Raw genomic sequence first — 14,527 nt, 5'->3', positions numbered from 1 at the left:
TCCGGTTGGCCTCGCCCGCAAACGAAAATGCCCGGCGCGAGCGCCGGGCATCCCCGAAAAGTCGGCTCGAGTTTGCCGGCTTATTTCTCGAAGTAGCTGTACTTGCCGTCGTCGCCCTTCTTCCATTCATAGATGACATAGTCAGGACGGGTGATGTCGCCCTTGCTGTCGTAGCCGATGTCACCGATGGCGGTCTTCCAGGTGTTGGCCCTGATCGTCTCCGCAACCTTCTGCGCGTCGTCGGCCGAGCCGGTCTTGGCGATGGCCTGGGCGATGATCTGCACCGCGGCATAGGAGTAGAGCGTGTAAGCTTCCGGCTCGAAGCCGTTGGCGCGGAACTTCTCGACCACTTCCTTGGCGGCCGGATTCTTGCGCGGATCCGGAGCGAAGGTATTGAGCGTGCCGGCAACGGCGTCGCCCGCGATCGAGGCCAGTTCGTTGGAGACGATGCCGTCGCCCGAGAACAGCGGCGCCTTCAGGCCCTGATCGGCCGACTGACGGATGATCAGGCCGGCTTCGGTGTGCAGGCCGCCCCAGTAGATGAGCGTGACGCCGTTTTCCTTCATCTTGGCGATGAGGGCCGAGAAGTCCTTGTCGCCGACATTCACGCCTTCGTACAACACTTCCGTGATGCCGTTGGCGTTGAGGTTCTTCTTGGTCTCGTCGGCGAGGCCCTGACCATAAGGCGTCTTGTCGTGGATGATGGCGATCTTGGCATCCTTGAAGTTCTTGGCGATGTAGTCGCCGGCCACCTTGCCCTGCTGGTCGTCACGACCGCAGGTGCGGAAGGTGTTCCACATGCCGCGCTCGGTGAACTTCGGGTTGGTCGCGGCCGGCGTGATCTCGAGCATGCCGTTTTCCTGGTAGACTTCCGAGGCTGGGATCGACACGCCGGAGTTGAAGTGGCCGTCGACGAACTTGACGCCGTCGGCGACGAACTTGTTGGCGACCGAGATGCCCTGCTTGGGATCGGAGACATCGTCACCGATCTCGAGCTTGAGCTGCTGGCCGAGGATGCCGCCCGCCGCGTTGATGTCGGCGACTGCCTGTTCCGCGCCCTTCTGCAACTGCGCGCCGAAGGCGGCGTTCGGGCCGGTGATCGGACCGGCGACGCCGATCAGGATGTCGGCCCACGCGCTGCCGCTGAACGCGACGAACGCGGTCAGCGCCACGGCGGACAAAAGTGATTTTTTCATTGAAACGCTCCCATTTACGGAGTGGGCGTGGATGATACTTTCATGCGATGCCCACCCTTATCGCAGAAAGCATAGAATGCCGATTTTCAGGCACTTGTCACGCCGATTCATCCCCGAAAACGGCGTAATGGTGAACGTCAACCTTTCGGTTTCCAGCTTAACAAGGAAGCTCTTTCATAGAGCCAGTTATACTGCGTGACCATTTGGTTGGTGCGCGTGTATTGATAGCCGAGGAAGCCCAGTATCATCAGGACGATGGTGTCGACGATATAGTAATGCAGCGAGAACATCGTGCCGCCGAACAAGGCGTGATGGATGAATCTGACGCCGATACCGAGTCCGAGCAGGAAGAAAAACAGCCGCAGATACGTGCTCCAGGTCTGAGCCGCCGCTTTGCCTGTCATCCATGCCGCCCCGCCGCCAAGCAGGCCTGTGACGAACAGAAACTGCCAGATCGAGGCTTCTTCGTAGATAATGCCCTGCATGATCGATGTCCCCAGATCTTAGCATGATCCCGAAAAGTTGCAGACTTTTCGGAGAAGATCATGCTTCAAGAACAAAACCTTAGAGCGAGATGGCGATCCTGGGAAAGTCATCGCGCTCTAATGATGTCCGCCTTCGAGATAGGCGGCGCGCACTTCCGGATTGGCGAGCAATTCCTTGCCGGTGCCGCTCATCGTCACATTGCCGTTGACCATGACATAACCGCGCGTGGCCAGCTTGAGCGCGCCGAAGGCGTTCTGCTCGACCAGGAACACGGTCAGCCCCTGCGTCTTGTTGAGCTCGCGGATGGCGTCGAAGATCTGCTTGACGATCAGCGGAGCGAGGCCCAGCGAGGGCTCGTCCAGCAACAAAAGCTTCGGCCGCGCCATCAGCGCGCGCCCGATCGACAGCATCTGCTGCTCGCCGCCCGACAGCGTGCCGCCGCGCTGGGCGATGCGCTCTTTCAGCCGCGGGAACAGCGTGAACACCCTCTCGACGTCCTCGTCATAATGCTTGAGGTTGTCGAGGCTGGCGCCCATCTGCAGATTTTCCATCACCGTCATGCGCGGAAAGATGCGTCTGCCTTCCGGGGATTGCGCGATGCGCAGGCGTGCGATCTCATGCGTCGGCATCTTGGTGATGTCGGTACCGGCGAAGGTGATGGTGCCGGTGCGGGCGCGCGGCGCGCCGAAGATGGTCATCATCAGCGTCGATTTGCCGGCGCCGTTGGCACCGATCAGTGCCACGATCTCACCCTGGTTGACGCTGACATCGACGCCGTTCAGCGCCCGGATGTTGCCGTAGTAAGTCTCGACACCCTTGATGTCGAGCAGCGTTGTGCCGGCCATTATTTACGCCCTCCACGCGTCGCGGGCTTGGCCGCTGCTTCTTTCGCCAGCGTCTTCGCCTGGCCGATCCAGTCTTCGCGGGCAATGCGCCCGTCAAAGGCGAGATAGGCTTCCGCGGCCTCGATGTCGGCCTTCTTCCAAGCCGCTATCTGGTCGAAATGGAAGATGCCGTGCTCGTTGAGCTTGCGCTCGTTGACCGGGCCGATGCCTTTGATGCGGATCAGGCTGTCCGCCTTGCCGCCGCGCGGCGCGTCGAGGCGATTGGAGATGCCGCCGGCTTTCGCCGGCGCCTTGCCGGGCGCCTTCTTTGCAGGGGCTTTCGCCGTCGGCTTGCCTTTCGCGGCGGCCGACTTTGTCGCTGGCGCTGGAACCGGTTTGCTGGCTATCGATGCGGCGCGCGCGTCGACTTGCGCCGCCTTCGAGGCGCCCTTCGACACCGTGACCCGCTCGCCCTCATTACCATGTTCGACCGAATCGGAAACCGGCCCCGCCATCATCGAGGCGGAATTTCCCGGCCCATGCGCGGAATCGGGGCCGGTATCGAGCTGCTCGATCACGTCCTCGTCGCCGACCTCGGTCAGCACCGTCTCGACCTCCTCGTCGTCGACGCCGAGATAGGCCGCGATGACGCGCGGATCGGTGCGGACCGACGCCGGATTGCCGTCGGAGATCTTGCGGCCGTATTCGAGCACGACGACATGGTCGGAGATCTGCATCACCACCGACATATCGTGCTCGATGAGCAGGATCGACGTGCCGGTGCTCTTGATGCCCATCAACAGCTCGTTGAGCGCCGCAGATTCCTTCGGATTGAGGCCGGCGGCCGGTTCGTCGAGGCACAGAAGCTCCGGCCCCGTGCACATGGCGCGCGCGATTTCCAGGCGCCGCTGCGCGCCATAGGGCAGGTCGCCGGCCGGATCGTCGGCGCGATCGACAAGATCGGCCTTCTCCAGCCAGTGCCTGGCGAGCTCGATCGACTCGGCCGAGGCCTGGCGATAGCTCGGAAAGCCGAACAGGCCGAGGAGAGTATAGCCCGAAGCCTTCATCAGCTTGTTGTGCTGCGCGACCAGGAGGTTCTCCAGCAGCGTCATGCCCGAGAACAGGCGGATGTTCTGGAAGGTGCGCGCCACCTTGGCGCGGGCCGGGATCTCGTGGTTGGGCAGGCGCTCGAGCAGATAGGTCGAGCCATCCCCCCGGTTCAGCGTGATCATGCCTTCAGACGGCTTATAGAAGCCGGTGATGCAGTTGAACACCGTGGTCTTGCCGGCGCCGTTCGGGCCGATCAGCGCGGTGATCTCGCCGCGCCTGGCCTGGAACGACAGGTCGCCGATGGCGACCAGACCGCCGAACTTCATCGACAGATGCTCGACCTGCAGGATGAAATCGTTCGAGGAAGGGGTCGCGTTCATCAGCCGTGCCCCTCCTTGGTGAAGGAGCTTGAAACCGCTCTTCGCTCCTTCAGGAAGGCCGTCGGCTCGCGGCTGCCGACGAAGCCGCGCGGCTTCCACAGCATGACGATGACCATGGCCATGCCGAAAAGCAGCATGCGGTAGAGTTCAGGCGTGAAATCGGGACCGAAGACCCGCTTCAGGAAGTCGAGCTCCCGCAACGCTTCGGTGCCGCCGATCATCACCAGCGCCGCTACGGCGATGCCGACCAACGAACCCATGCCGCCGAGCACGACGATGGCGAGGACAATCGCCGATTCCAGGAAGACGAAGGATTCGGGGCTGACGAAACCTTGCCTTGCGGCGAAGAACGAGCCGGCGAAGCCGCCGAACATGGCGCCGGTGGCGAACGCCGTCAGCTTGGTGGTGGTGGTGTTGATGCCGAGCGAGCGGCAGGCGATCTCGTCCTCGCGCAGCGCTTCCCACGCCCTGCCGACCGGCAACCGGCGCAGCCTGATGGTAACGAAGGCGGTCAAAAGACAGAGTCCGAGGATCAGATAGTAAAGGAAGATCTTGTAATAGGCGCTCGATGTGGCGATGTGCAGCACCTTGGCGATGTAGTTCGGATCCGAGACGTTGAACGACATCAGGCCGAAGAAGGAGACCTTTGGAATGCCGGAAATGCCGGCCGAACCGTTTGTCACCTCGCGCCAGTTGATCAGGACGAGGCGGATGATCTCGCCAAAGGCAAGGGTGACGATCGCCAGATAGTCGCCGCGCAGCCGCAACACGGGGAAGCCGAGCATGACGCCCCAGAAGGCGGCCATGCAGCCGGCGGCCGGGAGCAGGATCCAGAAGGACAGGCCGAAATGCGTGCCGAGCAGCGCGTAGGCATACGCGCCGACGGCATAGAAGGCGACGTAGCCGAGATCGAGCAGGCCGGCGAGGCCGATGACGATGTTCAGCCCCCAGGCCAGCATCACATAGATCAGGATCTGGATGCCGAAATTGTCGACCCACTTCAGAGAGCCCTGAAACCCTCCCGCTATCGATCCTGTTACCAGCGCAAGCACCAGCACGACGATGATCGGATAGAGCGCCAGCGCGCTGATGCCCAACGCCGAGAAGTGGGCGTGGATGAAGGCCCGAAAATAATACATTACCCAGGCGACGGCATAAATGATCGCCAGCGCCCGCACAAAGCGCGCGTAGCCGGCAAGGTCGGGTCCGAGCAGCCCGTCAAGCGAGCCCGCCAGCACGAACAGCAGGGCTGCGACAACGACCGCGGCTACGAAATAAGGCATCCTGAAGAAGCGTGCCGCCATGGTGTCGGGCAGCAGGCCTGTGTCGATGTCGGCGATCTTCAGGCTGGCCACGAAGGGCTGGCCATAGGCGACATACAGGAAGCGGCCCCCGGCGGTGGCGATGACCACCAGGGCGAGCAGGCCCCAGCGCTGCACCAGAATCAGTTCGTTGGAGATATTCTGGTCGGTCCTGAGACCGATAAACAGCACGAACAGGCCGAGCGCGATGGCGCCTGCATAGAGCGCTTCGCGAAAAGCGCGCTGGACTGGAGTAGCGACGGCATCGCGCTCCGAAGACACGGTAACGGCCATCAGGATCAGACCTTTTCGACTTCAGGCCGGCCGAGGATGCCGGAGGGCAGGAAGATGAGCACGATCGCCAGGATCGAGAAAGCGGCGACGTCCTTGTAGTCGATCGAGAAATAGGCCGACCACATGCTCTCGATGAAGCCGATCAGCAGTCCGCCGAGCACGGCGCCGGGCAGCGAGCCGATGCCGCCGAGCACGGCCGCCGTGAAGGCTTTCACGCCCGGCACGAAGCCGTCCGAGAACACCACGACGCCGTAATACATCAGGAACAGCGTGCCGGCGACGGCGGCAAGGGCCGCGCCCATAATGAAGGTGATGGAGATGGTGCGGTCGACGTCGACACCGAGTAGTGCTGCCATCTTGCGATCTTGCTCGCAGGCGCGTTGCGCCCGCCCGAGCGCTGTCCGGTTGACGAGATACCAGAAAATCGCCAGCAGCACGATGGTGACGATCACGATGAGGATCTGCTTCAGCGAAACGCTCACACCATCAACAGTGTAGACTTGGCTGACCAGCGGCGGGATCGGCTTGTTGCGCGGGCCTTGCGTGACCTGGACGAAGTTGGACAGCGCGATCGACATGCCGATGGCGGTGATCAGCGGCGCCAAGCGGAACGAGCCGCGCAGCGGCCGGTAGGCTACCTTCTCGATCGTCCAGTTGTAGAGGCTGGTGAGAAGCATCGCCACGATCATCATGATCAGGAGCGCCACCACGACCGGCACCGAATAGAACAGCGCGCCAAGGATCAGGAAGACGATGAGGGCGGTGAAGGCGCCGACCATGAAGATATCGCCATGGGCGAAATTGATCATGCCGATGATGCCGTAGACCATCGTGTAGCCGATTGCGATCAGGCCATAGATAGATCCCAGCGTCAGCCCATTGATAAGCTGCTGGACGAAATACTGCATATTTACGCGGCTCCCCTGGAATGTCGCCCGTTTCCGGGTCGCACTCCTTTTCGTATTTCCCCTAGTCGTAAAGTCTCGAGCCCGGATTGCAACGTGATTTTTCAATCGCCGGGCGTGTTTTGGAAGCACGCCGCCCGATTGTCCGTTTTTCGTACCCGGCCCCCTGGACTATCGCGGACCCTATCATTGGCACAACGCAATGTCTTTGACGATTCGACCTTATGACGAGCTTCATGTCGAAGAAATCGGCGTCAAAACAAGTTGATGAGAAGAATCCTTGCAATGATCGGGCTGGGTCGTTTCGGATCGCCACACATTCCGCGAGGTCAGGATTCCGTCGCGTGTGACGGCCATGTGACGGCGAGGCGACACCGTTTGACATCCGCGCCGGGCTCAGTTCCAGATCGTCGACCGCAGGAAGGGCGGCACATCATCGAGCGCCGGGAAAACCGCGTTCGGGGTGTAGTCGGGCAGCGGTTTGCGGCCGGTTCCCCTGTCGATCCAGATGCAGCGGAAGCCGAGGTCGCGGGCGGCGGCGAGATCGAGATGCGGACTGGCACAAATATGCACGACGTCGCCCCGACCGACGCCAAGCGCATTGTGCGCAAAATCGAAGATCTGCCGCGCGGGCTTGTAGGCGCCGGCCTGCTGCGCGGTGACGACGCGGTCTATATGTCCGCCGAGTTGGGCGACATTGCCGGCGATGATGTCATCGTCAGTGTTTGAAATGATGCAAAGCTTGAAACCCTGGGCCTTCAGCGCGCCGAGCGCGGGGACAACCTCGGGGAATGGCGGCATTCGGGAGATGCTCCCGGTCAGCACCTCGATGTCGTCCGGCGAACGGGCGAGCTTCAGCTCCTCCATCGCCAGCCCCAGCCCCTCGCCGGCCACGCTGCGGAAGGATTTGTGAGGCCGCGCGGTCTCGAGCGCGTGCTCGTGCTTGTCGTAGACGCGGATCAGCGTCTGGGGTTCGATATTGGAGGCTGGGTGATTGGCGAGGATCGTGTTGACGGCGGCAAGCAGACCTTCATCCCACTGGATGAGGGTGCCGTAGCAATCGAAGGTCAGCCATTCGGGTTTTGGGCCGGAAAGCATCGATTATCCTTTCTTGACGATCTGATGGAAGGGACCGCTGAACGGGTCGCCTCGCATTGTTTCAGAACCCTGGCATGACCACTCTCGGACGTCAGGCCGATTGGCTGTTGCCGACAATTTGAGCGAGCCCGATACCGGCTTCGACCGGCTGAGGCCGCGAGGCTTATGTGACGATGAATCCATGCGCGAACGGATCGCGGTCGTCGATGAAGATGGTGTTCAGGCCCGTCATCCGTGCCCAGCCGCCGATCGAGGGGATGATCGCCGGCTTGCCGGCCACGCTGACCTCCTTTTCGACCCTGCCTTTGAACAGCGAGCCGATGATCGATTCATGGACGAAACTGTCGCCGGGCTTGAGCTTGCCCTTGGCATGGAGCTGCGCCATGCGTGCCGAGGTGCCCGTGCCGCAAGGCGAGCGGTCGATCGCCTTGTCGCCATAGAAGACGGCGTTGCGCGCATCGGCCTCGGCATGTTTCGGCTTGCCCGTCCACAGCAGATGGGACAGCCGGTTGATGCCGGGGTTCTCCGGATGCACGAAGGAGTATTTCTCATTGAGGCGCTGGCGCACCACCGGGCTCCAGGCGATGAGGTCGCCCGCCGAATGATCGGCCATGTCCCGGTAATTTTGCTGCGGCTCGACGATGGCGTAGAAATTGCCGCCATAGGCGACGTCGACGCTGATCTCGCCAAGCACCGGGCAGTCGACGGTCAAGCCTTCGGCATAGAGGAAGGACGGCACGTTGGTGATGCGCACCTCCTCGACATATTCGCCGACCTGTTTGTATTCGGCGATGACCAGGCCGGCCGGCGTGTCGAGCCTGAGCACGCCCGGCGTCTTCGGCTTCACCAACCCGTGCTCGATGGCCATGGTGACGGTGCCGATCGTGCCATGCCCGCACATCGGCAGGCAGCCCGAGGTCTCGATGAACAGGATGGCGATATCGCAGTCCTCGCGCGTCGGCGGGTAGAGGATCGAGCCCGACATCACGTCGTGGCCGCGCGGCTCGAACATCAGTCCGGTGCGGATCCAGTCATATTCGGCGAGGAAATGCGCCCGCCGCTCCATCATCGTCGCGCCCTCGAGCAACGGCCCGCCGCCGGCGACCAGGCGCACCGGATTGCCGCAGGTGTGGCCGTCGATGCAGAAGAAGGATTTTTTCGCCATGATGGACTCTTTTTCAGAAACGCTGCGGACTGAAGGGCGTGAGATCGAGCGGCGGAGTCTGCCCGAGAACGAGATCGCGGATCAAGCGGCCGGTCGCCGCCGACTGGGTCAGGCCGAGATGGCCGTGGCCGAAGGCATAATAGACGTTCGGCGCGCGTGCCGTGCCGATGACCGGCAATGAATCCGGCAGCGACGGACGATAGCCCATCCACTCGCGGCCGCCGGACGGGTCGAGCCCGGGCAGGAAACGCTTCGCCTTCTCCAGCATCGCCTTGGAACGGGCGAAATTCGGCGGCCGCTCGATGCCGCCGAGCTCGACGGCGCCGCCGACGCGCAAGCCGGTCTCAAGCGGCGTGATGACGAAGCCATGGCCGGAAAAGATCAGCTGCCGCCTCACGTCGAAAGCCGACACAGGCAGCGTCGTGTTATAGCCGCGTTCGGTTTCGAGCGGGATGCGGTCGCCGATATCCCTTGCCAGGAGATGCGACCAGGCGCCGGCGGCGATCAGGACCTTCTTGGCCGTGCGCCTGCTGCCGTCGGCCAGGATGATCGTCGCGCCGTTTGCGGCCGCTTCCACGCGCTCCACCCGCGCATGCTCGAAACGGGCGCCGATCTTTTCCGCATAGGCCCAGACCGCCTTGCCGAGCAGCTTCGGATCGGCGACCGTCTTCCAGCCCGGCACGAAGGTGGCCTTGACGAAGCGCGGCGAAAGACCCGGCTGCAGCGCGGCCATCTCTTCGCCCTCGACATGGCGGAAGCCGATGCCGAAACGCTGGCGTTCGGCCCAGCCGGGCAGTGATGCGCGGAACTCCGCCTCGCTCTCATAGAATTCCAGCGAACCGTCCTCGCGTAGCATTGGCCGCGTGCCAGAGCGGTCGAGCAGCCCCATCCATTCGGCTTCGGCCAACCTCATCATGCCGGCCTGCGTGGAAAGGCTCGCCTCGTAGTGCTTGGGCGCACCGGCCCGCCAGAAGCGGATCAGCCAGGGCAGGAGTTTCGGCAGATAGGCCGGCGGAATGGTCAAAGGCCCGAGCGGGTCGGCGAGCCATTTCGGCAATTGCCGGATCATCCCCTTATGCGCCAGCGGCAGCACGTCGGAGAAGGCGAAGGCGGCGGCATTGCCTGAGCTCGTCTCCTCGCAGATGCCGGTGCGGTCAAAGACGGTGACGCTGCACCCCGCTTCCGAGAGCAGGGTCGCAGCGCAGATGCCGATGATGCCGCCGCCGATGATGGCGATGTCTTCCGCTTCTCCCCGCGCACCGGCAGAAGATGCCCCGGTGGCTGAGCGCCGCTCCTGTTCCCAGGATTTGGAATTTCGTTGCACGTCAGGGCTGTCCCTTATTCGGCCGCCACCATCTGCTTCGTCGATCGAGGAGACGTCTGCAGCGGCGGCAGCTTCGGCCGCATCGCCAGCGCATCCCGGACGATCTTTTCGACCGCCTTGCGGCGTTCACCCGACAGCGGCTGGCGCGGCATGCGCACGCGATCATTGGTACCGATCGCCAGCACTTCGGCAAGCTTGATGTTTTGGACCAGATAGGTCGAGACATCGAGGTCGAGCAAGGGCCGGAACCAGCGGTAGATCGCCAACGCCTCGTCGCGTCGGCCCTGCTGCATCAACTGGTAGATCGCGACCGTCTCGCGCGGGAAGGCGGTGACGAGGCCGGCGACCCAGCCGATGGCGCCGACCGACAGCGCCTCGAAGGCAAGGTTGTCGACGCCGGTGAAGAGGTCGTAGCGGTCGCCGAACCGGTTGATGATCTCGGTCGATCGGCGGATGTCGTCGGAGGATTCCTTGATGGCGACGAAACGCTTGTCCGACGCCAACTCCTCCATCAGGTCGACGGTGACGTCGACGCGATAGGCGAGCCGGTTGGAATAGATCATCACCGGCAGGTCGCCTGCTTCGGCGACGGCGCGAAGGGCGGCGACCGTCTCTTGCGGGTCGGTGTGATAGATCGGGCTCGGCACCACCATCAGGCCGTCGGCGCCTTCCTTGGCAGCGCGTTTGGCGATAGCAGCCGCCTCACGCGTGCCGGGCTCGTTGACGGTCAAAAGCACCGGCTTCTTGCCGGCAACCTTCTGCGCCGCCTTCAGCACCTCGATCTTCTCGTCAGGCGACAGCATGGGGCCTTCGCCGAGCGAGCCGCACACGATGATGCCGTCGCAGCCGGCCTCCATCTGCAGCCCGTAGCAGCGCTCCATCTCGGCATGGTCGAGACGGTCGTCGGCGGTGAATTTGGTCGTGACGGCGGGGAAAACTCCGGCCCACATGGCTACTTCTCCTCTGATATATCAGTGGTATATCTATTAGGAATTAGCCTGTCAACGCTGAATCACTTATGATATATGAAAAATATATCAGGAGCCCGCCATTGATCTCCCCGCTGATATCCATCGAGGCGAACGCGACTTTTGAGCCGGCGGCGACCAAGGCCTATCGCGCGCTTGAGCATATGATCGTCACGCTCGAGCTGGCGCCGTCGGGCTTCGTCACCGAAGGCGCGCTGATCGAGCGGCTGGGTCTCGGACGCACCCCCGTGCGCGAGGCTATCCAGCGGCTCGCCTGGGAAGGGCTTCTCGACATCAGACCTCGGGCCGGCATCGCGGTCGCACCGCTTCACGCCGGCGACTGGCTGCGGGTGCTGGATGCGCGGCGCGGCATCGAGGTGGTGCTCGCCCGCTCGGCCGCCCGCTTCGTCACCCGCGAGGCCGCCGACCTGTTCCATGAAGCGGCCCTGGCCATGCAGAAGGCGGTGATCTCGAGCAATGTGCTTGCCTTCATCCAGGCCGACAAGGCGCTCGACGAAGCGCTGGCCATCGCCGCCGACAACCCGTTCGCGGCGCGTGTGGCGGCCCCCTTGCAGACCCACAGCCGCCGCTTCTGGTATCGCTACAAGGCCGACACCGGTCTCGCCGAATCGGCCGAGCACCACGTGGCGCTGATCCGTTCCATCCTCGACGGCGACGAGGAAGCCGCCGCCAAGGACGCCAAGAAGCTGATAGCGCTGCTGCGCGGTCATGCCGAGGTGGCCGCCACGCGCTGAGCAGGACCAGCGCCTGCTCGAGGCGTCTCAGCCACCCGGCTGCCCGACCGCGGTGGCCAGCGTGTCTTCCCACCCCTCGCCGGCGGCCAGGATGCAGCTCTGGCCTTTGACGTCCGTCATCAGGATAGTCCAGGTTCCGCCTGCCGAGACGAACACCTCGAAGATGGCGACTTGTCCGGCCACGCCGTAGCCCAGCCGCTTCTCCTCGAATGCCTCCGCCAGCCTCGCGACCAGATAGTCATGGCCGCCGCAGATGACTTGGGCCCGCGCCGGAACTGCCGACAGCGCCATCATGGCGCCAACGGCCGCAAGCTTGACCCATCGAAACGAAAATTCGCGTGCCATGGGGCACCTCCTTTGCCGTCGCATTCCGGCAAAGGGAGGCACATTCGGCCGCCTCAGTGTGCCGGAAGGCTCCAGGCCGGATTGGACGTCTTCATCGCGTCACTCCTTCTGGCTTCCGGTCTGTCGTCGGGAGATCATGACTCCCTGGGATTCGATATGGTGAAGCTCCGCTCCGTAAACAAGCGGCGCCGCGGAGGGCGCCTTGCTTGGCGCCACTTGACGCCCGACCGTGGGAGCCGTTGTGGCGCGCACCCCGGCTCCCTGCCGGTTTCAGGCGCCCGGCATCGCCGCGGTGATCGTCGGGCTGTCCCAGCCCTCGCCGACGGAAAGCACGCAGCTCTGGCCTTTGGTATCGGAGGCGAGCACCGTCCAGCTTCCCTGGTCGGAGACGAATATCTCGAGCACGACGTTCGGATTGATCAGGCCGCGCCCGGCCTCGGTTTCGTGGAACTTGTCGCCAAGCGCCTTGATGATGTCGGCGCGCGCCGCGCATTGCGCCGCCGCGCTCGCCGGCACGGCTCCAACGGTCATCGCCGTCGCCGCCAATATTGCCGCCACAACAAATCGTGTCATCTGACACCTCCTCGCGCCAGACGAGAACCCCGGCTTGAACCGGCGCTGCTTGGTTGCCTGCACGCATGGCAGGAATAAAGCCTAAGGCAGATGGTGGTCTGTTGGTTCCATCACACGGCGATGGAATTATTAGAATATGCGGACGCACGCATGACGCGATGCGCCGGAATTCATGCGCCTGAAGTTGTGCTTCGCCTTCGTTCATAAAAAGAAAGCGCGGCTCGCGCCGCGCCTTCTCAATGTTGGTTTGGACGACCGTTCGGGCTAGTTCATCGTCGGGATGACGAACTCGGCGCCGTCCTTGATGCCCGACGGCCAACGCGAGGTGACCGTCTTGGTCTTGGTGTAGAAGCGGAACGCGTCCGGACCGTGCTGGTTGAGGTCGCCGAAGGACGACGCCTTCCAGCCGCCGAACGTGTAATAGGCGATCGGAACCGGGATCGGCACGTTGACGCCGACCATGCCGACCTGAACGCGGCTGGCGAAATCACGCGCGGCGTCGCCGTCGCGGGTGAAGATGGCGACGCCGTTGCCCATCTCGTGGTCATTGGCGAGCTTGATGGCGTCCTCGTAGCGCGGCGCGCGCACCACCGAGAGCACCGGCCCGAAGATCTCTTCCTTGTAGATGCGCATGTCGGCGGTCACGTTGTCGAACAGGCAGCCGCCCATATAGTAGCCGTTCTCATAGCCCTGCATCTTAAAGCCGCGGCCGTCGACGACGAGCTTGGCGCCTTCCTTGACGCCGATATCGACGTAACCCTTGACGCGCTCCAGCGCCTGCGCGGTCACCAGCGGACCGAAATCGGCGGAAGAGTCGGTCGAGGGGCCGACCTTGAGGCTCTCGACGCGAGGCACCAGCTTTTCCATCAGACGGTTGGCGGTGTCGTTGCCGACCGGGACAGCCACCGAGATCGCCATGCAGCGTTCGCCGGCCGAGCCGTAGCCGGCGCCGATCAGCGCATCGACAGTCTGGTCCATGTCGGCATCGGGCATGATGATCATGTGGTTCTTGGCGCCGCCGAAGCACTGCACGCGCTTGCCCGATGCCGTGCCGCGCGAATAGATATAGTGCGCGATCGGCGTCGAGCCGACGAAGCCGATGGCCTTGATGTCCGGATCGTCGAGGATGGCGTCGACAACTTCCTTGTCGCCATTGACGACGTTGAGGATGCCGGCCGGCAGGCCGGCCTCGATGAACAGTTCGGCAATGCGGATCGGCACGCCCGGATCGCGCTCCGACGGCTTCAGGATGAAGGCATTGCCGCAGGCGATGGCCGGCGCGATCTTCCACAGCGGGATCATGGCCGGGAAGTTGAACGGCGTGATGCCGGCGACGACGCCGAGCGGCTGGCGCATCGAATAGACGTCGATGCCGGGGCCGGCGCCGTCCGTGAACTCGCCCTTCATCATATGCGGCGCGCCGATGCAGACCTCGACCACTTCGAGGCCGCGCTGGATGTCGCCGCGCGCATCGGCGATGGTCTTGCCGTGCTCGCGCGCCAGGATGTCGGCCAGCTCGTCATAGTCGCGGGCGACCAGCTCGAGGAATTTCATCAGCACGCGCACGCGGCGCTGCGGGTTGGTGGCTGCCCATTTCGGCTGCGCCGCCTTGGCGTTCTCGACCGCGGCGCGCAGCTCCGCCTGCGAGGCCAAAGCCACCGTGCCGCGCACGGAGCCGTCCATCGGCTGCATCACATCCTGCTTGCGCCCGCTGGTGCCGGCGACACGCTTGCCGCCGATGAAATGACCGTATTCGATCATGCTTTTCTCTCCCTGTTCTGGTGATGACCCATTGTCCGCCTTTGCGGCAGCGATGGCAACGCGAGCCAAAACGCAACCGTTGTGCGGAAAATAGACAACGAT

The 14,527-nt window shown here is 63.4% G+C and carries 14 protein-coding genes; 1 reads left to right on the top strand and 13 read right to left on the bottom strand.

Going from position 1 to position 14,527, the window contains the following annotated elements; all coding sequences use genetic code 11:
- Positions 1 to 80: 80 nt before the first annotated feature.
- From CK219_RS13325 to CK219_RS13280, 10 genes are all read right to left on the bottom strand, one after another.
- Positions 81 to 1,196, bottom strand: coding sequence for a branched-chain amino acid ABC transporter substrate-binding protein (locus tag CK219_RS13325; protein ID WP_095767237.1), 1,116 nt, complete (start codon positions 1,194 to 1,196; stop codon positions 81 to 83).
- A gap of 137 nt (positions 1,197 to 1,333) precedes the next feature.
- Positions 1,334 to 1,681 carry a DUF6867 family protein gene (locus CK219_RS13320; protein WP_095767236.1) on the bottom strand — a complete coding sequence of 116 codons (348 nt, stop codon included), beginning with the start codon at positions 1,679 to 1,681 and terminating at the stop codon, positions 1,334 to 1,336.
- Between the two features lie 117 nt (positions 1,682 to 1,798).
- The gene (locus tag CK219_RS13315) at positions 1,799 to 2,527 is read right to left on the bottom strand and encodes an ABC transporter ATP-binding protein (protein WP_095767235.1); all 729 of its coding nucleotides are present in this window, start codon (positions 2,525 to 2,527) and stop codon (positions 1,799 to 1,801) included.
- The gene (locus CK219_RS13310; protein WP_095767234.1) at positions 2,527 to 3,936 is read right to left on the bottom strand and encodes an ATP-binding cassette domain-containing protein; all 1,410 of its coding nucleotides are present in this window, start codon (positions 3,934 to 3,936) and stop codon (positions 2,527 to 2,529) included. The genes CK219_RS13315 and CK219_RS13310 overlap by 1 nt, the downstream gene beginning before the upstream one ends.
- Positions 3,936 to 5,531, bottom strand: a complete 1,596-nt coding sequence (livM, locus tag CK219_RS13305; RefSeq protein WP_095767233.1) for a high-affinity branched-chain amino acid ABC transporter permease LivM — start codon at positions 5,529 to 5,531, stop codon at positions 3,936 to 3,938. Before livM ends, CK219_RS13310 begins: the two co-directional genes overlap by 1 nt.
- 5 nt (positions 5,532 to 5,536) lie before the next feature.
- Positions 5,537 to 6,439 (bottom strand): branched-chain amino acid ABC transporter permease LivH, encoded by a 903-nt coding sequence (locus CK219_RS13300; RefSeq protein WP_095767232.1) that lies wholly within the window; start codon positions 6,437 to 6,439, stop codon positions 5,537 to 5,539.
- A 393-nt stretch (positions 6,440 to 6,832) separates the two neighbouring features.
- Positions 6,833 to 7,534, bottom strand: coding sequence for a haloacid dehalogenase type II (locus CK219_RS13295; RefSeq protein ID WP_095767231.1), 702 nt, complete (start codon positions 7,532 to 7,534; stop codon positions 6,833 to 6,835).
- A 163-nt stretch (positions 7,535 to 7,697) separates the two neighbouring features.
- Entirely contained in the window at positions 7,698 to 8,699 is a 1,002-nt protein-coding gene (locus tag CK219_RS13290) for a 4-hydroxyproline epimerase (RefSeq protein WP_095767230.1), read from the bottom strand.
- Between the two features lie 13 nt (positions 8,700 to 8,712).
- Positions 8,713 to 10,023 (bottom strand): FAD-binding oxidoreductase, encoded by a 1,311-nt coding sequence (locus CK219_RS13285; protein WP_095767229.1) that lies wholly within the window; start codon positions 10,021 to 10,023, stop codon positions 8,713 to 8,715.
- Between the two features lie 14 nt (positions 10,024 to 10,037).
- Entirely contained in the window at positions 10,038 to 10,973 is a 936-nt protein-coding gene (locus CK219_RS13280) for a dihydrodipicolinate synthase family protein (RefSeq protein WP_095767228.1), read from the bottom strand.
- Positions 10,974 to 11,041: 68 nt separating this feature from the next.
- Between CK219_RS13280 and CK219_RS13275 the strand changes: the two genes are divergently transcribed.
- On the top strand, positions 11,042 to 11,746 hold the full coding sequence (locus tag CK219_RS13275; RefSeq protein ID WP_245340471.1) for a GntR family transcriptional regulator: 705 nt from the start codon (positions 11,042 to 11,044) through the stop codon (positions 11,744 to 11,746).
- Between the two features lie 27 nt (positions 11,747 to 11,773).
- Here the strand turns inward: CK219_RS13275 and CK219_RS13270 are convergent, their stop codons facing one another.
- The 3 genes from CK219_RS13270 to CK219_RS13260 all read right to left on the bottom strand — a co-directional run bounded on the left by CK219_RS13270 (position 11,774) and on the right by CK219_RS13260 (position 14,425).
- Positions 11,774 to 12,091, bottom strand: coding sequence for a hypothetical protein (locus CK219_RS13270; protein ID WP_095767227.1), 318 nt, complete (start codon positions 12,089 to 12,091; stop codon positions 11,774 to 11,776).
- A gap of 270 nt (positions 12,092 to 12,361) precedes the next feature.
- On the bottom strand, positions 12,362 to 12,664 hold the full coding sequence (locus CK219_RS13265; protein WP_095767226.1) for a hypothetical protein: 303 nt from the start codon (positions 12,662 to 12,664) through the stop codon (positions 12,362 to 12,364).
- 264 nt (positions 12,665 to 12,928) lie between these two features.
- Entirely contained in the window at positions 12,929 to 14,425 is a 1,497-nt protein-coding gene (locus CK219_RS13260) for a CoA-acylating methylmalonate-semialdehyde dehydrogenase (RefSeq protein ID WP_095767225.1), read from the bottom strand.
- Positions 14,426 to 14,527: the final 102 nt, after the last annotated feature.

Source organism: Mesorhizobium sp. WSM4313, assembly GCF_002294725.1.
Classification (GTDB): Bacteria; Pseudomonadota; Alphaproteobacteria; order Rhizobiales; family Rhizobiaceae; genus Mesorhizobium.
The sequence above is the reverse complement of the archived record's forward strand: the minus strand, read 5'-3'. Positions and strand labels throughout refer to the sequence as shown.

Coding starts and splice junctions, on each gene's coding strand:
- CK219_RS13315 (WP_095767235.1), bottom strand. CDS start 2,527: ATGGCCGGCACAACGCTGCTCGACATCAAGGGTGTCGAGACTTACTAC.
- CK219_RS13320 (WP_095767236.1), bottom strand. CDS start 1,681: ATGCAGGGCATTATCTACGAAGAAGCCTCGATCTGGCAGTTTCTGTTC.
- CK219_RS13290 (WP_095767230.1), bottom strand. CDS start 8,699: ATGGCGAAAAAATCCTTCTTCTGCATCGACGGCCACACCTGCGGCAAT.
- CK219_RS13300 (WP_095767232.1), bottom strand. CDS start 6,439: ATGCAGTATTTCGTCCAGCAGCTTATCAATGGGCTGACGCTGGGATCT.
- livM (WP_095767233.1), bottom strand. CDS start 5,531: ATGGCCGTTACCGTGTCTTCGGAGCGCGATGCCGTCGCTACTCCAGTC.
- CK219_RS13280 (WP_095767228.1), bottom strand. CDS start 10,973: ATGTGGGCCGGAGTTTTCCCCGCCGTCACGACCAAATTCACCGCCGAC.
- CK219_RS13310 (WP_095767234.1), bottom strand. CDS start 3,936: ATGAACGCGACCCCTTCCTCGAACGATTTCATCCTGCAGGTCGAGCAT.
- CK219_RS13325 (WP_095767237.1), bottom strand. CDS start 1,196: ATGAAAAAATCACTTTTGTCCGCCGTGGCGCTGACCGCGTTCGTCGCG.
- CK219_RS13265 (WP_095767226.1), bottom strand. CDS start 12,664: ATGACACGATTTGTTGTGGCGGCAATATTGGCGGCGACGGCGATGACC.
- CK219_RS13260 (WP_095767225.1), bottom strand. CDS start 14,425: ATGATCGAATACGGTCATTTCATCGGCGGCAAGCGTGTCGCCGGCACC.
- CK219_RS13275 (WP_245340471.1), top strand. CDS start 11,042: ATGATATATGAAAAATATATCAGGAGCCCGCCATTGATCTCCCCGCTG.
- CK219_RS13270 (WP_095767227.1), bottom strand. CDS start 12,091: ATGGCACGCGAATTTTCGTTTCGATGGGTCAAGCTTGCGGCCGTTGGC.
- CK219_RS13295 (WP_095767231.1), bottom strand. CDS start 7,534: ATGCTTTCCGGCCCAAAACCCGAATGGCTGACCTTCGATTGCTACGGC.